This window comes from Cupriavidus sp. KB_39 (assembly GCF_052114485.1).
Taxonomy (GTDB): Bacteria; Pseudomonadota; Gammaproteobacteria; order Burkholderiales; family Burkholderiaceae; genus Cupriavidus.
Genome location: NZ_JBFREV010000042.1, coordinates 1 through 19,661, shown reverse-complemented (window position 1 = coordinate 19,661; position 19,661 = coordinate 1). Strand labels below are relative to the sequence as shown.

General features: G+C 62.1%; 10 protein-coding genes. 9 read left to right on the top strand and 1 reads right to left on the bottom strand.

Annotated elements, in window-relative coordinates; genetic code table 11:
- Positions 1-250: 250 nt before the first annotated feature.
- From AB4Z27_RS24345 to AB4Z27_RS24320, 6 genes are all read left to right on the top strand, one after another.
- Positions 251-10,273 carry a hemagglutinin repeat-containing protein gene (locus tag AB4Z27_RS24345; protein WP_441645461.1) on the top strand — a complete coding sequence of 3,341 codons (10,023 nt, stop codon included), beginning with the start codon at positions 251-253 and terminating at the stop codon, positions 10,271-10,273.
- A complete protein-coding gene (locus tag AB4Z27_RS24340; RefSeq protein ID WP_441645460.1) occupies positions 10,270-10,617 on the top strand; it encodes a hypothetical protein in 348 nt (115 codons plus the stop codon). Before AB4Z27_RS24345 ends, AB4Z27_RS24340 begins: the two co-directional genes overlap by 4 nt.
- 162 nt (positions 10,618-10,779) lie before the next feature.
- Positions 10,780-11,142 (top strand): hypothetical protein, encoded by a 363-nt coding sequence (locus tag AB4Z27_RS24335; RefSeq protein WP_441593846.1) that lies wholly within the window; start codon positions 10,780-10,782, stop codon positions 11,140-11,142.
- Between the two features lie 255 nt (positions 11,143-11,397).
- A complete protein-coding gene (locus tag AB4Z27_RS24330; protein WP_441645459.1) occupies positions 11,398-12,342 on the top strand; it encodes a hypothetical protein in 945 nt (314 codons plus the stop codon).
- Positions 12,343-13,553: 1,211 nt separating this feature from the next.
- Entirely contained in the window at positions 13,554-15,317 is a 1,764-nt protein-coding gene (locus AB4Z27_RS24325) for a ShlB/FhaC/HecB family hemolysin secretion/activation protein (RefSeq protein ID WP_441593650.1), read from the top strand.
- A gap of 408 nt (positions 15,318-15,725) precedes the next feature.
- Positions 15,726-15,953 carry a hypothetical protein gene (locus tag AB4Z27_RS24320; protein WP_092293463.1) on the top strand — a complete coding sequence of 76 codons (228 nt, stop codon included), beginning with the start codon at positions 15,726-15,728 and terminating at the stop codon, positions 15,951-15,953.
- A 47-nt stretch (positions 15,954-16,000) separates the two neighbouring features.
- Here AB4Z27_RS24320 and AB4Z27_RS24315 read toward each other — a convergent pair whose 3' ends face one another.
- A complete protein-coding gene (locus tag AB4Z27_RS24315; protein ID WP_255370769.1) occupies positions 16,001-16,222 on the bottom strand; it encodes a DUF1484 domain-containing protein in 222 nt (73 codons plus the stop codon).
- 132 nt (positions 16,223-16,354) lie between these two features.
- Here AB4Z27_RS24315 and AB4Z27_RS24310 point away from each other — a divergent pair, with 132 nt between their 5' ends.
- The 3 genes from AB4Z27_RS24310 to AB4Z27_RS24300 form a co-directional block, all read left to right on the top strand.
- Positions 16,355-16,720, top strand: a complete 366-nt coding sequence (locus AB4Z27_RS24310) for a hypothetical protein (protein ID WP_092293461.1) — start codon at positions 16,355-16,357, stop codon at positions 16,718-16,720.
- A gap of 246 nt (positions 16,721-16,966) precedes the next feature.
- Positions 16,967-19,183: a DUF6351 family protein gene (locus AB4Z27_RS24305; protein ID WP_441645458.1), complete on the top strand. Its 2,217-nt coding sequence runs from the start codon at positions 16,967-16,969 to the stop codon at positions 19,181-19,183.
- Positions 19,184-19,391: 208 nt separating this feature from the next.
- On the top strand, positions 19,392-19,661 hold a 270-nt coding region (locus tag AB4Z27_RS24300; protein WP_441645457.1), incomplete at its 3' end, for a PAAR domain-containing protein.

Sequence of the window (19,661 nt, the reverse complement as noted above, 5' to 3'; positions counted from 1 at the left end):
AAACCGTTTGCTGGGGCGGACCCCACTTTCGGGCGGAACAGATTTGTGCCTTGGGATGGCGATGGAATCAGAAAAAAGTGGGGTATGCCGGACCCTGCGTAGTGCCGTACGCTCCGCCTCGCTTATAAAAAACTTACAACTGGTTACAAGTAGGCTCGCGGTAGTAGTACGGCGTTTCGCGCATCTTCTGTGCGAGTAGGACCCGAATTGCTGACGGCGGCCACGCGTGCGCCAGCAGCCGGGGTCCAGAATGAATCGTCTTTGTTACCGTCTCGTTTTCAACAAGACACGCGCCATGCTGATGGCCGTGCAGGAAACCGCAAGCAGTACCGGGTCCGGGCGGCGGGCTGGCCGGAAGGCTGTGGGGGGTGAGACGCGGCGGGTCTGGACGGGAAGCCTCTGCGTTGGCGTGCCCGTGCTGCAACTGGCAGCGTGGATGGCGATGGGGGTGCCGATGGTGGCCGGCGCGCAGATCGTCGCCGACCCCAATGCGGGCGCAAGCCGCCCCGGGGTTGTCCAGACGGCGAACGGCCTGCCGCAGGTCAAYATCACGCGGCCATCGGGGGCAGGCGTCTCCGTCAATCACTACAACCAGTTCGACGTCAACAAGGCCGGTGCCATCCTCAACAACTCGCCGGGCATCGTGGCGACGCAGCAGGCGGGCTACATCGACGGCAATCCCAACCTGCAGCCCGGCGGGTCAGCAAGGATCATCGTCAATCAGGTCACCAGCACGCTGCCCAGCCAGTTGCGTGGCTACCTCGAAGTGGCCGGCCCGCGTGCGGAAGTCATCGTGGCCAATCCCAACGGGATCCTGGTTGATGGCGCGGGATTCATCAACACGAGCCGCGCGACGCTGACGACCGGGATTCCGGTCTATGGCGGCAGTGGCAGCCTTGATGCCTTCCGCGTGACCGGCGGGCAGATCCTCGTCGAAGGCGGTGGCCTGCATGCCACGGGCGTGGATCAGGTGGACCTGATTGCGCGAGCCGTCAAGGCGAATGCCGCCCTGTATGCCAATAACTTGAACGTCGTGGCGGGTGCCGCCCAGGTGGATCGCGCGACGCTCTCCGCCTCGGCCATTGCGGGCAGTGGTCCGGCGCCATCCGTGGGCATCGACGTCAGCGAACTCGGCGGCATGTATGCCAACAAGATCCTGCTGGCGTCCACCGAGGCGGGCGTGGGGGTTTCCACGCGCGGCGTGGTGGCGGCGCAGGCTGGCGACCTTACGCTGACGGCGCAGGGGCGGCTGCAACTTGCGGGGCAGACCAATACGACCGGCGCGATGACCGTCAGCGCACGGGACGGGGTCGATAACAGCGGTACCACCTATGCCGGCCAACGGCTGGCACTCGGCACGCAGGGCGCGCTGACCAACAGTGGCACGCTCGCGGCGGGCGGCGGCCTCTCGGCGAACGCAGCGTCGATTGCATCGAGCGGCACGCTGGCGTCCGGCGTGGGCGCCGACGGCACCGTTTCGCAGGCCGGGACGCTGGCGCTGAATGCCAGCGGCGCGGTGCAGGCGAGCGGCAAGGTGCTCGCCGGGGCGGACGCTACGGTGCAAGGTGGTTCGGTGAATCTGGCCGGCAGCGAGACATCGGCCATTGGCGCCGTGCAGATCAAGGCCAGTCAAGGCGAGATTGATCTGCACGGCGCCACGCTTTCGGCGGGCGGTGCGCTCGGCGCTCATGCAAGCGGCGCCCTTGATGCGTCAGGTGCCACACTACGCGCCGGCGGAAGCGCGAATGTGACGGCCGCAAGCGTCTCGAACCGGAACGCGCAATTGATCGCGGACGGTGCCATCGACATCCGTTCGGCAGGCGCGGTCGACAACGCCGGCGGTGTGATGCAGGCGGGCGGTGGACTCTCAATGGACACGGCGTCGCTCGGGAATCAGGCAGGGCGTGTGGTCTCGCTCAATGGCGATGACTTGACGATCGCCGCACGAGGCACCATCGAAAACACTACTGGCACCACCGCGAGCGGAGCGCAGGGTGGGGTCATCGGTGGCAACGGCAGCGTGCGGGTCGATGCGGACGTGCTCGTCAATCACGGTCAGATCAATGCCGGGAGCGGCGCAAAGCTGCACGTGGACAGGCTTGACAATGATGCCGGCGCGGTCATCGCGGGCGGTGCCGCGGACATCTCCGCGTCCGGCGCGGTATCGAATCGCAACGGCATGATTTCCAGTGCCTCGGTGGATCTCAATGGCGGCACGATCGACAATCGCGGCGGCCGGATCGAGGCAGACGGCCTTGCACTCCGCACAACCGGCGACCTGAACAATGCGGGTGGAACGATTGCGCAATATGGGCCTTCCGATACGACGATTGTCGCTGGCGGTACGCTCGACAACACTGGCGGCTCCGTCGCCATCAATGGAAGCGGTGGGACCCTCGATGTTGGCACGCTGACCAACAAAGGCGGGAAGATCGCCCACGCRGGTGCTGGCCGAATGACCGTACTTGGCGAAAGGGGCGCTGCCGACAACACCGACGGCAGCATTCAATCGAACGGCACCATTGATGCTCGCCTCCTCGCTTTGGACAACACCAGGGGCGTCATCTCCGCGCAGGGCGATGTGAGCCTCGTCGCGGGGAACGGCATCACGAACCATCAGGGCGCCGTCTACGCTGACAAGTCGCTGAGCGTCGGAACCCTTCGCCAAATTGACAACGCGGCGGGCTCGCTGCAGGCCGGCGGCGATCTGACGCTGAGTGCGACAGGGGTCCTGTCCAACAATGGTGGAWCGATTTCCGCCAACGGCGCGGATTCCACCGTAAGCGTCACGGCTGCCGGGGTCGATAACACCGGTGGCCGGCTCACCAATGCGGGGGCCGGCGCAACCTCAGTCAGCACCGCAGGTTCGTTGAACAACACGGGGGGCACGCTGGGAGGGAACGGAAACACGACGCTCGCCGCCCGCGATCTTATCAACACCGGCGGCGGCAATGTCGCCGGTGGGGGCTCGCTCACGTTATCCGTCAGCAACAGCGTGGACAACCGTGGCGGCAGAATCTACGGCGGGCAGGCACTGACGATGCAGCAGGCCGGCGCCTACATGGATAACAGCGATGGCACGCTGCTGGGTGGAAAGAGCATCGCACTAAACGTGAGTGCGATGAACAACCTTGGGGGCAGCGTACGTGCCAACCAGGATATCGGCGTCGGCGGTGCATTGGCCGGCAGTGGCGAGATGACCGCCGGAGGTAACCTGAGCCTCGACGTCAACGGGGACTACGTCAATGACGCCGCCAACCGGCTGGCAGCAAATGGCGACCTCCGTGTGACGGCCACGGGCGCTGTCACCAACACCGGGCGCCTGGCTGCGCGGGAGGATCTGACGGTTCAAGGCAGCAAYGTGGTCAACGCCGCCGGCGCCACCATGACGGGCGCCACGACTAACGTCAGCGCCAGCGGTACGATCAGCAACGCTGGCCGGATCGACGGTGACGCTGTAATGACCAATAGCGCAGCGCTTGGTAACACGGGCACGATCATCGGCAACGCCATCCAGGTGCAAGCCAGCGATGTTTCCAACGCCGGGGCGGCCGCGATCATCGCTGGCGCATCGGATGTGAAGATCTACGCCAGCAATGCCGTCTCGAACACCGACGGCGCCACGATCTACAGCATGGGCAACCTCCAGATCGCTCGCGATGGCACGCGGGACGGCGGTGGCATGCCGGCGAACCAGATGAACGCGCTGGTCAATAGTTCGGCAACCATCGAGGCCGATGGGGATATCGACATCGCAGCGCGTTCGGTGGTGAACAAGCGCACGAGCATCGTGACGGAGGGTGGAACGCCGGTGGAGACGGCGCGGCAGACGTTGACGGCTTGGATGGCCGGATTCGAGGGCGATGGCAGAGGGGGCTACAACAGCCTTGTGTTTCCGCAGTGGCGCTGGAATTCGAACGAGGCGCCCATCAGCGCAGACATGATGAATGCGCTGAGGAACCCGATTACCGTCGAGGTCCCCAAGTCAGACGTTGTCTACGTCGACACCAGTAACAAGACGCTATCGTTCTCCAAGGCGCCGATAGACCAATATGAGGGGCAGTGGTTGTGCCCGGAGAACGGTGATTTCTGCGGAAACCTGCTTGTAGACAGGAACATCGCGTCAAATCCCGTGCAGTACTATCAGGCGATCGAAGACACGGGCGCCGGCTATAAGATCACGTTCTGGCCGAACTGGAACCCTGCTACGCAGATCCGGCCGGACCAGCAGATCGTCCGCTACGACCTCGGGCCGGACGTACACGACTACAGCGAAATCGCGCGTACCACTGTCACGATGACGGCTACTGACCGACTGATCAGTGCCACGGACGCCGGAAAAATCCAGGCACGCGGTGCCATTCGCATCAATGCGGACGGTGGCGCCATCCTCAACCAGTCATCGACAATGGCGGCGGGCGGCAACCTTTCGCGCCGTGCCGCGGGCGGCACCATTGACGATGTCGGTACGGTCCTGCAGCAGACGGTTACCACAACGAGTACCTCGACCTTCTACTGGCACCAGAAGAGCGGCGGAAACTCGGATCAGCAGACTGTGGTCTATGCCCCCGAGCCGCAGGCCCCGACCACGGTGGCAGCGCTCCCGAGCGTTGTAACGTCCAATCAGACCGTACAGACGAGCGCCCGGGATGTCTCCGTGGGTGCGGTGAACGCTGTCGGCGTGGATGTGAGCAGCAGCGGCGTGGCCGGCGGTGGCGGTAGCGGCGCGCACATCGATGGTGCGGCCGGCAAGACTTCGCGTCCGCAGACCTTGGGTACCGCCAGTGGCGGCATTCCGAACCTGCACCTGCCGACCAACGGGCTCTATACCTATCGCAGCGCGCCGGGCGATACCTACCTGGTCGCCACCGATTCGCGCTTCACCCAGTACAACAACTTCATCTCGAGCGACTACATGCTCGGCGCGCTCGGACTGGATCCTCAGCGTACCCAGAAACGCCTTGGCGACGGTTTCTATGAAGAAAAGCTGATCCGCGACCAGGTAACGGCGCTGACCGGAAAAACCTTCCTGACGGGTTACACCGACCAGATGGAGGAATACAAGGCGCTGATGAACAACGGCGTGACCTACGGCAAGGCCTTTGGCCTGGCGCCGGGGGTGGGTTTGACCGAGGAGCAGATGCGGCAGCTCACCACGGACATGGTGTGGATGGTGTCGCAGGACGTGACCCTGCCGGACGGAACGACGCAGTCAGTGCTCGTGCCCAAGGTCTATCTCGCGCAGGGCCCCGGCGTGGACCTCAACGCCACTGGTGCGCTGGTGGCGGGGAATGCCGTGGCGATCAACGCCACGGGGAACGTCAACAACAGCGGCAATATCGTCGGCGATGTGGCCACGCAGGTGCTGGGCACCGATATCGTGAACCGGGGCGCCATCGGCGGCACCACCGGCACGACGCTGGTCCAGGCCGCGCAGGATGTGCGCAACCTGGGCGGCCGGATTGGTGGGCAGGATGTGGTCGTCGCAGCTGGGCGTGATGTCATCAACGAGACGCAGACGATCTCTGCAGTGCAATCGGTCGACAGATCCAGTGCCAGCGCCACGGCCGTGGGTGGGCAGGCGGTCATCGAAGGCAAGGGCAATGTCGCAGTGCTTGCCGGCCGCGATGTGACGCTGGCCGGATCGACGCTGGCTGCAGGCGGCGATGCACTAATTGGTGCGGGCCGCGACATCAACATGGGCACGGTGGCCCTTGGCACAACGCAGGACACGCGCAACGGCCAAAGCTACAGCCACGATGCCGCGACCACCTACCAGGGGAGCGATGTCACGGCCGGCAAGGGTTTGACGGCTGTCGCCGGGCGAGACGTAGTCCTGGCCAATGCCGCCGTCAGCGCAGGCACGGATGCCACGCTGGTGGCGGGCCAGAACCTGGTCGTACTCAACACGACGGACTCGCAGGTCCATGCCGAAGCATCGCTGGGCGGCAAGAGTGCTTCCTACACCAAGTCGTCCTATGACGAGACGGTGCGCGGCAGCGAGATCGAAGCGGGCGGCAACGCCAAGCTGGCGGCYGGACAGACGGCGCTGGTCGGTACGGTACTTGCCGCCAACGGCATCGAGGCGACGCAGACGTCAGGCGCAGGCAGCGTGGCGGTCATCGGCTCAAGCGTGACGGCCGGCACGGGTGCGTCCGGTGGCGGCGTAACCATGGTCGCCACGGAAGACGTGATCGTGGCCGAGGGCCGTGAGGTGCATGCATCCAGTGCGGAGCAACGTTCGCGCAGTAGCGGGTTCCTGTCGCGCTCGTCGAGCCACGATGCAATCGCCAGCTACGCGGACGTGGGCGTGGGTAGCGCCATCAGCGGCAACACGGTCCAGGCAGTCGCTGGCAACGACCTGCTCATCCGCCAGAGCACTGTCACGGCAACGGATGCCGTTGACCTGACGGCAGCCAGAGGAAACGTCGTGATCACGGCCGGCGAAAACGTTCGCGAAGTGACCGAGACGCACGAGCGCTCTTCGTCCGGCGTTAAGTTCTCGGCGGGGCAGGGTGGAATCGGCGTGTCGGCTGGCAGCAGCAACGCTAAATCGTCGTCGCATACCGTGGCCGTGACCCAGAGCGACGCACGCTCCGCAGTGGGTGCCACCAACGGCAGCGTCACCATCACAGCGGGGAAGGACGCTGTCATCATCGGTAGCGACCTGATCGCAGGTCGGAGCGGCGACAACGAGAGCGCCGGCCACATCGACATCCAGGCCGAGAACATCGCCATCACTACCGGCATCGACCGGGTCGTGCAGGACAGCAGCCAGAGTAGCAAGTCCAGCAGCTTCGGCGTCGCCGTCGTCGGCACGCCGCTGGATTCTGTACGCAACATCCAGGCCAACAGCCAAGCCGACAGCAAGGTCACGGCCACAAAGCAGGTGGCGGGCGAAATCGGCCATTCGGCGGGAACGGCGCCGCAGATCGCGGTGACTTACGGGCGGAACTCCAGCAGCGCCGAGTTTCATTCCGAAAGCCTGACCAACAGCGGCAGCACGCTGACCGGCGCGGGTGACATCATCCTGCGCGCCACCGGCAGCGGGGCGAAGAACGATGCCGGCAAAGCGCTCGATGGTGACATCCTGCTGCATGGCGGCATGGTCAGCGCGGGCGGCAAGGCGGTGCTGGACGCGCAACGCAACGTGAACATCGAGGCATCGACGGATACGTACAGCGAGTCGTCTTCGTCGCAGAGCAGCGGCTGGAAGATCAGCACGGCCGGCGCTACGCTGGGCGACATCGGCCGTAGCATCAACGGCGGTGCCAACAGCAGCGGCGTGACCGTTGTGCCGTATGGCAGCCAGAAGGCCAATTCCAGCAGCGAACTGTCCGCCAGCCAGCAGAACGCCAGCACGATCACCGGCGATTCCGTCACGATTACCAGCCGCACCGGCGACGTGCGGATCGCAGGCAGCGGCGTGGCCGCAGAGCATGACATTGCCATCTCGGCCAAGCAGGGTCGGGTGGACATCCTCTCGGGGCAGGAAACCAAGTCGCAGCGTAGCGACAGCAGCAGCAAGGCCATCGGCGACCTGGGTGGCAACGGCTATGCAGGGACCTTCGGCGTACGGTCTGAATCGCACCATCTTGATGCAAACAGCACGAGCGAGAACACTGTGCGCAGCCAGGTGGTCAGCGACAGTGGCAATGTGAGCATCACCGCCAAGGACGACCTCACCGCGCGCGGTGCCGATATCTCCGCAGGGCAGGACGTGACCCTGATCGGCAGGAACGTCGTGCTCGATCCGGGCGAGGATTCCAGCGCGATGAACCAGAAGGACAAGTCGAGCCAATATGGCGTGACGCTAGCCTTCTCGGGCTATTCCGTGCAGGCGGCACAGGCGGCAGAGAACGCAGCACGGGCAATGGAGAGCGGTGACGGCAAGTCGGCTGCGCTGTATGCGGTGCAGGCGGGCATTGCGGCGGCCAATTCGGTGGGCGCGGTCAATGCGTTGCAAGGCCAGGGCAAGCCCCCCGTCAGTAACTCGGCAACGGGCAATCCGGGCAATAGCAACGGCGGCGGGTCGATCATCAAGGCCACGGTTAGCATCGGGGGCGGCAGCCAGCAGGCAGAAGTCCACAACGCCCAAAGCAGCAGCCAGGGCACTACGGTCAACGCAGGCGGCTCGGTCAACATTATTGCGGCAGGCTCGGGTGCAAAAGACGCTGAAGGCTACTTCACCGATGGCGATATCAACGCGCGCGGTGCGGAGATCAGCGGCAAGAACGTCGCGCTGACTGCCGCGCGGGACATCAACCTGGAGAGCGCACAGGATGCCGCGAGCCAGAACAGCAAGAGCAGCGGCAGCAACGCCAGTATTGGCGTGGGCCTGTCCCTGGGCGGCACCCAGAACGGCTTCACGATTGAGCTGGCGGCGGCACAGAACAAGGCCAAGGCTGACGGCACCGCAGTCACGAACCAGAACACGCATGTCACGGCTGGCGACACGCTGACCATCGCCAGCGGCCGTGACACGAACCTGAAAGGCGCCACGGCTACCGGCGACACCATCAAGGCTGATATCGGACGTGACCTGAACATTGAAAGCCGTCAGAACACGGACGATTACCACAGCCGCGAATCGTCATCGGGTATGCAAGCCAGCATCTGTGTGCCGCCGATCTGTTACGGCACCACGGTGAGCGCCAGCGGCAGTGTGAGCAGCGGCAAGACGGATAGCACCTATGCATCCGTGGTGGAGCAAACCGGGCTCTATGCCGGCAAGGGCGGGTTCGATATCAACGTGGAGGGGAACACCGGCCTGAAGGGCGCGGTGATCGCGAGTACGGCGGAGAAGGACAAGAACACGCTGACCACCGGCACGCTGACAACGAGCGATATCGAGAACAAGGCCGAGTACAAGAGCGATACGTCGACGATTGCGGGGAGTTTCAGTGGCGGGCAAGGCGGCACGAGTGTTCTCCAGAACCTTGCGGATAGCTTGGCGGCGACGGCCGCTGGGAACGCTCAGAAGCCGACAGAAGGGGGCGCCGGAGGGACCACAAGGAGTGCGATTGCTGATGGGACCATCAAGATCAAAGACGCGACTGGACAACAAGAGAAGACCGGGCAGACGGCAGAAGAGACGATTGCTGCGCTGAATCGTGATACTGCCGCAGCGAATGAGAGCGTCAGCAAGATCTTCGATGAACAAAAGGTCAAGGATGAGCAAGCGTTCAAACGGTTGATGAGCGAGACCGTTCAACAGGCAGCGCCCATGCTCTACAACCAAGTGGGCAGTGCTTTGGAGAACTCCACCCCTGAAACCAAGGCCCTTGTACACGCTTTGGTGGGTGGTCTGATTTCGCAAGCACTGGGGGGCAGCTTTGCGGCGGGCGCCGCAGCAGGCGGTGCCGCATCTCTGGCAATGGAGACGTTTGGCGAAGCGTTGCTAGATGTGGACGGACTGAGCGATGCCGATCGGAAGGCCCTGGTTCAACTAGCAGGGGCTTTCGTAGGTGGGGTGGCGGGTGCCGTAGCTGGTGGGTCGCCGAATGATGCAGCAGCAGGCGCAAACGTAGGCAAGGTGGCGACGGAGAACAACTACCTGAACCATAAGCAAAAGCGTGAAAGAGCCGAGGCTCTAGCCGACTGTAAAGATGACCAGTGCGAAAAGGAAGTGCGAGACGAGTACGCGAGGAAGTGGACCGAGAATCGCGAAGACGTTGCGAACTGCTCGAGCTACGCAGAGTGCACGAGCCTGGCGCAGGAACTCCGAGCAGAGCAGAATGCTCAAGGGCAGCGTATCGCGGAACTGCAGGGAAAGGGGCCTACTAACTGGACCGAGGCGGAGCGACTAGAGTACGCGGACTTGCGCCTTGGCGACACGACCGTCAACCAGATGCGCAGCCTAGCCTTGGCTAGTGCGGCACGATATGGGGTGGACAGCTCTCTCGGCTCGCCGGAGATCGCCGATCTTATTGCCGACGTTGGGATAGGAGTTGCGTCGGGATTTGGCGGATCCACTTTTTCTTCGCGGAAGCTCACTTTTGAGCCTGCCCCCTACCATGGGACGGTTGATAACCCGGTCAAGAGCCGTGGCCCGGTGAACGGGCAGGAGTCTCTCGACACGTCGGTGCAGATAAAAGATACGTCACCTCGTCGGGTTAGCGTCGATAGAGAGACAGGTGATTTCGTTGTCTTCGATAGAACAAATGGTGATGTCTATCACGGACACGTAAGGAAATGGGAAGATCTCACGATAGAGATGCAGAACTCCTTAATTAAGGCTGGCTATGCTGACAGAAGAGGAAATGTAAAATGAACTATGAAAACCCGGCCCCCATAAGTCTAATGCTGGCGGAAGTTCTCTTGAACTCCGAGAATCAAGCCGATGCGACTCGTGCCTGCGTAAGTCTTGCCATGTATGAACCAGATGTGGAACGTGTGGCTAAATTGCTTTGTGATGTCGCTGCGGATGTGCGCAGAGAAGTGTCTTTGCGGAGACTGGCGATAACCTGTTTTGGGCACTTAGTCCGCAGGTCTCCGAACATGGATCTCACTGCGGTGTGTAGAACACTCCAATCATTGGCGTCTGAGGAAGCTCTGCTTGGGGCGATAGAGGATGCTATGGATGACTTAAAAATATTTTCCGCTAAGAAAAGCTAAATTATCTATAGTGATCAAATAGATTCGCACAATTTACAAATGAAAATAATCATATGCGCATTCTTAGCGGTCCTCACTCTCGCCGCTTGCTCTACCTACACCCCACCGCCCGTCAGCCCGGACGAACCCGTAGCCGAACTCTACGACACAGGCAACTTTTCCATGACCAGCCCGGTCATGGACCCCAAAGGTTGCTACCAAACCAACATCCGGATCGAGAATCAGCCCTTGCAGGTTCGGGCAAACAAATCGCTGGTTATCGCGATTGACGGCTCGGTGGGGATGTATCGCTGCAGGGATATGATCAGGTTCAAGCCGCAAGCCGGTCACAAGTATGTCGTGCATGGCCTTCCTGGCCGCGATGACACAGCGCACCAGACATCGGTATTCCAGCGCGCGATCAGCGCGAACACCGGGCACTGCCATATCGAGATTCTCGATGAAACGAAAGAGGGCGATGCCCAGCGGCTTGCGGTGCAGCGCACGGAGCCAAGGCAGAAAGGCTTTGCCTGCATTACCTTTTAGTTCCGATTTCTAGCCGAGTCATCGTGGTATTCCTAAGTCCTGAAGACTTCATTGACGCATCCGCCGGGGCGGCTTTCATTTCGACACGCATAAACCATCGCATCGAAAGCCGTCAGGACACGGACGACTACCACAGCCGCGAATCGTCATCGGGCATGCAGGCCAGCATCTGTGTGCCGCCGATCTGTTACGGCACCACGGTGAGCGCCAGCGGCAGTGTGAGCAGCGGCAAGACGGGATAGCACCTATGCATCCGTGGTGGAACAAACCGGGCTCTATGCCGGCAAGGGCGGGTTCGATATCAACGTGGAGGGGAACACCGGCCTGAAGGGCGCGGTGATCGCGAGTACGGCGGAGAAGGACAAGAACACGCTGACCACCGGCACGCTGACAACGAGCGATATCGAGAATAAGGCCGAGTACAAGAGCGATACGTCGACGATTGCGGGGAGCTTTACGGCTGGCAGCAGCGTTCCAGCGAGCAATCCGATGGACGGCCCGGTCCAGCAGGCGCATACCAACTGGGGCAACACCGACGTGATGGGCGCCGCAGCCGCGACGGCAATCGCGACGCTGGCCGGCAATAGCAGTGCGCCGATCAAGGGCAACGCCGCTGGAGCAACCCGGAGCGCGATTGCGGAGGGTACGGTAACGATCACGGACGCCGAAGGTCAGAAGGCGCGTACGGGCAAGACTGCGGAAGAGACCATTGCCAGCCTGAACCGCGATACGGAGAACGCCAACGAGAGCATCGGCAAGATATTCGACGCGGAGAAGATCAAGGAACAGCAGGCCTACGACCAACTGAAGCAGCAGACGCTGCAACAGGCTGCGCCCTATCTGTATGACGTGGTGGGCGATCAACTGAAGGGGGCGCCGGAGCCGGTAAAGGTGGCTGTCCACGGGCTGATCGGTGGGCTGGTGAGCAAGGCGCTGGGCGGCGGGTTTGGATCTGGAGCGGCAGGGGTTGCGGCGGCTACGGCGGCGATTAGGTTGTTGGACGAGAACATGGGTAGCCTCGGCGTGGAACCTGGAACCCGCGACAAGATGCTGCAGGTTGTTGGTATGGCGGTTGCCAAGATTGTTGGGGGGAAGGGGCGAGCGGAAATGCTGCTGCGGCGACGGCGGGGATGGCGGATGCTTATAACAGGCAGTTGCATCCGGATGAGCGGGCGCTGGCGCGGCGATAGCTGCGGCTAGCGGAGGGAAGTACACCGAGAAGCAAGTCAGTGACATTCTTCGGGCAGCCAGCAATGCGGAGCGGGGCGAAAACGTGACCACTGGGATGGTGGTGGACGGAGTCAGCAATCCGCAGGGTGTCTATGACAGTGGTGACGGCGGTGGGACGTTCACCGTGCCTTCGGGGGACGGGCGTACATTGGTGCAGTCTGTGCAGACTCAAGTTGATCCAGGGCTGGCTGCGTATGTTCAATTGATGACCGGTGGAAGCAATTCGCCGTATAGCTGGGATGCCGCGACGCTTGGGGCGGGTGCGCCTGTATTGGGCGACGGAGGAGAAAAGTACTCAGACTCTCGACCGTTTGTTCCCTCGGGCAATGGCTGTATATCGGCTGAGTGCATAGCACTGGGGAAGCCGCCAGTAGGTGTGCCTTGGTCGGTTGGCGCGGGCGTCTATTTCGGTTTGGGAGGCGAAGGCGAGATTGGGCTCGTCGGATGGACGCCAACTGATGTGAAAGTCGGATTCGGATTCGGTGCYGGAGGGCACGGTTGGGTGAAAGGTCAGTCCGCAGCGATTAAAGGCGACCTCTGGACGCAAGGAAGAGACGCTAATAGCGGGGAGTATCGAATTGGAACGTCGATAGGCGGGTCGGCCCAACTTGGTGTGGGCAGCGTTGAGACGTCCATCTCGGCTGGCGGCTGGTCCAATGTTACTGGCGCCGGCAAAGGAGTTGGAACATACACTCAAATGAAGGCGGGGGTGGCTGTAACACCCTCATATGGGCTGGTCCTTGAAGGTAAAGTCAATTTTATTGAGTTCACATATAAGCGAGGATTGAATGCTGGCATATAAAGATGACCTGCTAAGGTTTCATAGGGCTAGGTGGATTTTAATAGGTGTAACCGCAATATTCATTTACGTTTACTCAACGTTATTTGTAATTTCTGCGGGAATAATCTGGAATTTCGTCGTAATGTTGGGGTATTTGCTGTGGATGTTTTATTGGGTATTTACGAAGTATAGATGTCCAAAGTGTAATTATATTCTTAGGATGAGAGGGTTTAATGCCGTGGATTTGGCTCCGAAGACTTGCTGGAAGTGTGGCTTGAATTTTTACAATGGGGAGAGTCCTGGCAAGGACTCGTGAAAGCCTGATTTTCGAGCCACGATATCGCATATACCTGAAACAGGAGTACGCCTTTGAGGCGTTCCTGGCCCGAATTCGCCTGAAATGCATTCCATAACATTGCGGCTAGCGGTCGCGGCGTCGCTTGCGACTAGCATCGGCTTGCCTGTGTTCCCCGTTCTTGCACAGGCTCTTCCGTCACAATCCGCCGCCCTGACCAACGCCGAGCAGGACCAGCGTACGCGCCAGCAACAGGAAGCCCGTGAGCGCGCCGCGATCGTACAAGCGCCGGCCGTACGCGCCGAAGCCATCGCCGCAGCGGAGTTCCCGACGCTGCCCGAGGAAGCGCCGTGCTTCCGCATCGGCCGCATCCTGCTCGAAGTGCCGCAGGACCTGCCCGCCGATCTGCAGATCAGCGGCGCTTCCGCGCTGCCGATGGACCCGTTCGCCTTCGCGCAGCAATGGCTGGACCACTACACCGGTGCGTGCGTCGGCAAGGCCGGTGTGGAACTGCTGGTCAAGGGTATCTCGCAGGCGATCCTGTCGAAGGGCTACGTCACCACGCGGGTGCTGGTGCCGGAGCAGGACCTGACCACGGGCACGCTAAAGCTGGCGCTGATTCCCGGTGTGGTCGGCGAGATTCGCTTCGCGGAGCCGGATCTATGGGGCACGTGGCGAACCGCGTTCCCGACCGGCCCTGGCGAACTGCTGAACCTGCGTGACCTGGAGCAGGGCCTCGAGCAGATGAAGCGCGTCGCCAGCCAGGATGTGGATATGCAGATCGTGCCGACTGCCACGCCGGGGCGCAGCGACGTCGTGATCGCGATCAAGCGCAACAAGCCGTGGACGGTGGTGGCGTCGGTCGACAACTCCGGCTCGCGTGGCACCGGGCGGTGGCAAGGGAATCTGAGCCTGGGAATCGATAATCCGCTCGGCCTGAACGACATGTTCAACGTCGGCTATAACCAGGACCTGATGCTGAGCAACAAGGAGCATGGCACGCGGGGCTGGAATGGCTATTACTCGGTACCTTGGGGTTACTGGACGGCCACGGTGTCCGCCTATAGCAGCAACTATTTCCAGCAGATCGCGGGGGTGAATACCACGTTCATATCGAGCGGGAAATCACAGAACGTTGATCTGAAGCTGCATCGCGTCCTGCATCGTAACCAGAACGATGTATTTGGTATGCAGGTCCGGCTAACGCGGCGCTTTGGCAAAAGCTATATCGAGGACACGGAGATTCCGCAACAGCGCCGCAACAACACGATCCTCGAGATTGGCGTAACAGATCGTCATTACTTCGGCCAATCGCAGCTAGACGCGTCATTCGGGTTTCGGCAAGGCATCGGCGCCTTGGGTGCCCAGCCCGATGCGTTGGCCGCCGAAGACGGTCCCACGTGGCGGTATCGAATGATGGTGCTCGACGCCAACCTGTCAGTGCCCTTCAAGATCGCAGAGCAGGGCTTCCGCTATGTGACCACGGTTCGCGGGCAATTCACCAATGATCGACTCTATTACGTTGACGATCTGACGATCGGCAGCCGCTATACCGTGCGCGGCTTCGATGGTGAAAGCCAGCTGGCTGGCGAACGCGGCTTCTACTGGCGCAATGAACTGCAGGCGCCACTCGGCGGCACTGGGCAGGCCATCTATGCCGGCATCGATTATGGGCGGGTATATGGACCCACTACCGCCGCCCTGGTCGGGACACAACTCGCGGGCGCGGTTGTCGGTCTCCGTGGTGGTCTCGGCTCCCGTTTCGGCAGTGTTTCCTATGACGTCTTTGTTGGAACACCTGTGTACAAGCCTGAAGCGTTCCATACCGCAGGCGTCACGGGCGGGATGCAACTCGTCTATCAGTACTAAAACGCCCCTGAAGACGGCATCAGACCGTTCTCTTTTCAATCTCCTATGGATGGGTCATTCATGAAGAAGTCACTCGTATTGACAATGGTTTCTGCCGCGGTGGCGATTGCGGCTTGCGGTGGTGGGTCGGACGACACCGGCAGCGCCGGTACATCCGCCGCACCGACGGACAACGGTCCCAAGGCGAGCAGCCGTTGGAGGCAGCGTGTTTGATGGCACCGGCACGACTTACACCAAATATCGCCGGTTCTCCTACTCGGATGTGACGTCGGGGGCATCCGGTGCGCCGAATCTGGTCGGGATGTTGCCGAACGAAACCCGCACCGTGACGATGAGCGAATTCCAAAAGTCCGCCTGTCGACCAACCCACAACCGGCCTTTTCCACCACGCCTAGTCGAACCGTGCAGTTGACGATCCAGTACCTGGGCCGGGAAGATGTCTCCGCCATGGGCAAGGCCTACCCAAATGCCTGCAAGGTGAAAGTCCGGTACGAGCGAGCAAACAGCCTGTTTCCCACGCTCGAAAGCACGGTCTGGCTCGCGCCAGGCGCGGGTCCGGTCAAGTTGACCGGCGCCCCGTTGCTGGGCGTGGAGACCATATCGGCCGAGACATCCGGCGTCGCCGTCAGCAACTGATTGCCGAAATGGGGTAACAGGCCGAAAGTGTGAGGGCGGCCCCTTCTCTACCGCTGGCCACCCTCCCGCAACACCTCCGCCAACTTCCCCCGCACCAGTCCCAGCAAACAGTAAGCGTTATACGAAGGCTCGGACGTCTCGCTTTGCTTCTCCAGCAATTCCAGCACCCCGTCGAGGCCGGCCAGCACGGCCTCGGCATTGGCCGCGCGGCTCGATGGACCGGTTGTCGTCCCGGCGGGCGAAGGCAGTTTAGATTCGGACATACGCATCTTAGATCTGGGAGGTGGGCTGTTCAGTCGGATCAGTCTTCCCCATCCCACCCCGCCAGTCCATGAGACGATTCGCATTCTGTGGATCCCGGCACCTATACTCGACGGGCGCCCCAGAAGACAAGGCAAGCTATGACCCTGCCACCGCCCGCCCAGCAAGACGCCGCGTCCACCCCGCCCAAACCTCCCACGCCGCAAGTCGTTCCTTCCGGATTCCGACAAGGCATCATCACGGCGATCACGGTCCTACTTGGCTTCTCCCTGGCGTTCTGGAAATTCTGGGGGCTCGAGACACCGGGGCGATGGGGCACGCTCGCTATTCTCGCCGCTGCGGCACTGCTGATCGCGGTGGCGCTGCAGATCGTGGCGCTGTTTCGCGCGCTGCGCATCGAGGATGACGCCGTCGATGAATATCGGCAGACGGTGCGCTGGTTTATCGGCTCGGCCGTGGCCTTGCTCGTGGGGTTGGCTGTCGCGATGGTCGACGCCGCGTTGTAAAAAACAGCGCACAAAACTTCAACCCGCGCAGGAATTCCACCCCGCACTGCATCACGTTTCTTGGTGTTCTTACACACCAGGCCTCAAGACAATGTGCCTCACATCACAGACGCGCGCAGTTCTTTCAAGCCATCGTTGCGAATTCGCACGCCCGTTGTAAAGCCCAAAACTGCCTCCTAAGCTGGCCTCAGGCAGCTGATCCATGACAGGGCTGTCTGGAACATTAAAAACATTAGGAGACTCCCCATGAAATCCATCAGGAGAATGCTCGGCGTTGCGCTCGCCGGCATTATGCTCATCGGCCTTTCGTCGTGCGGCGGAGGCGGGGATGATGACCCGGGCATCGCGCCCACCGTCCAGCTGCTTTCGTCGCAACCCGACTATGTGACCGGCGGCAATGCGCTGATCGACATTGGCGTGCCCACCACGGTGAACAACGATCGCCCCCTCAAGGTTTCGCTGAACGGCAATGACGTCAGCGCCCAATTCAAGACCAGCCCCACCGATTCCTCCCACCAGCAAGCCGTGCTGACCGGGCTCGTGAATGGCACGAACTCCGTCACGGCCAGCGTGGGCAAGGCTTCCAAGACCATCACGATGACCAACTACCCGATCACCGGTCCGGTGATCTCGGGTCCTTGGCAGACGCCGTTCGTCTGCCAGACCAGCACGTTTGCGTTGCCGGATGGCTCCACGCTTGGCGCGCCGCTCGACGAGAACTGCAGCGTGACCACGCGCGTGACCTATCTCTACCAGTCCACGCAGGGCGGGGCGCTGAAGCCGATGACCGACACCAGGACACGCCCCGCAGACGTGGCGACGGTCACTACGCTCAGCGGCACCCAGGCGCCCTTCATCGTGCGCGTGGAAACGGGCACTGTCGATCGCGGCATCTACCAGAACGCCGTCCTGCATGACCCGACGACGGAATCCGCGCCCACGCCGACTTCGCCGCCTAAAGCCTGGAACCGGCGCCTCATCGCCGTGGAAGGCTTCGGCTGCCCCGGCGGCTGGTATATCCAGGGCGGGGCGATTGGCAACATCCAGAGCGCCGGTTTCGACTTCAGCCTGTTGAACACGCAGCGGCTGGCCGAGGGCTATGCGACGTTCGCCAACACGCTCCAGCATGCGTCGAACAACTGCAACGCGGTGCTGGCCAGCGAGGCGGCGATGATGTCGAAGGAAGCCACGATCGAACGCTTCGGCGTGCCGGCGTTCACGGTGAGCGCGGGTTGCTCGGGCGGCTCCTATGGCAGCACGCAGCCGGCAGACCGCATCCCGGGACTGTTCGACGGCGTGCTCATCTCGTGCACCTTCCCCGACCCGCTGTCGATTGCTTTCGCCGGGTCTGATGGGCACCTGATCACGCACTACATCACGCTCTTCCCAACGGCGCTGACAGACGCGCAGATCGCGGCCGTAACCGGCTACAAGAGCCGCAAGGCCTTCGAGGACGCCGCCAACCAGGCTGGCCGGACCGATCCGGTGCCGGCGCGTGTGGACTACGCGGGCTACAACTCCGGCGTGTTCAACAGCGTGGTGCCGACGTCGGTGCGCTATGACCCGGTCAACAACAAGACCGGCGTGCGTCCCACGGTCTACGATGCCGCGAAAAACATCTACGGTGTCGACAAGGCCACCGGCTTCGCGCTCAGGCCCTACGACAACGTGGGCGTGCAGTACGGCCTCGCGGCGTTGAACAGCGGGGCGATCACCACCACGCAGTTCCTGGACCTGAACGAGAAGGTTGGCGGCTATGACCAGGATGCCAACTACGTGACCAATCGCACCGCGGGCGACCCCGGCGCTATCCTGCGGGCGCAGCAGAGCGGCCTGCAGATCGGCACCAACGGCGGGCTGGCGAGCATCCCCGTGTTCGACGTGACGGGTATCTACAACGACGACTCGGGTTACCACTACCAGTACTTCCACTTCGCCCTGCGCGAGCGGATGGTGGCGGCGAACGGCGACAGCAACAACCACGTGATGTGGCGCGGCAATCCCGTGCCGGCCGATACGGCGTGGAACACCTTCATCCAGTGGGTGGCGGCGTACAAGGCCGATGTGACGACCACCGCGCAGAAGGACAAGGTGGTCACCCACAAGCCGGCCACGGCGGTGGACGGCTGCTGGAGCGACGCCGCGACGTTCRTCAACGAGAAGCAGACGCTGAGTGCCATCGGCAACACCACCTGCAACGGGCTGTTCCCCTCGTGGACGGCCTCGCGCATCGCGGCGGGCGGACCGGTGGCGGGCAACATCATCAAGTGCACGCTGAAGCCGATTGCGGCGTCTGACTACACGGTGATGTTCTCGGGCGCCGAGATGACGCGCCTGCAGGCCATCTTCCCCAGCGGCGTATGCGACTGGTCGAAGCCGGGCGTCAACCAGTCCGGCGTGGTCCCGAACGGCTCGTTCGGCCCATCGCCGGTGAACGTGGTGTTCGATATCACCAAGTCCTAGGAGCGGGTAGGCGTAACAGGGGCGGACCGGCCGCAGAGCCGGCTCCCGCCCCRCTTCATTTCCGAGCCGGTCAGAACCTTCCTATTCCCCTCCGGATCCCCCCCGAAAGCGGCGGATCTCGCCGCATCCCTTCCTTGATTTGCGCCAAAGATTTCTTCCTCGAATGGAGCGAAGGTGCCAGCCRTCGTCTCGATAAGGAGGAAGGATCATGCGGGATATACGCTACGCACTGTTGAACGGGAACGCCACCACGACAGGTGGCGTGCTGATCGCGCTCAACACGTACACGATTCACCACGGCGTCAATGTTGGCGTGGAAGGCGACCATGCGACCTGCCCGGCGTGCAAGGTCGGCGGGCCGGTGTACAACGACTGCGATCCAAGATACTCGCTGCATGGGAAGCAGATTCTGGTTTCGGGGGCGCGCGTGTTCTGCAAGTGCAAGGAGCACCCGCGCGTGCTGCCGTCGCAGTCGCAG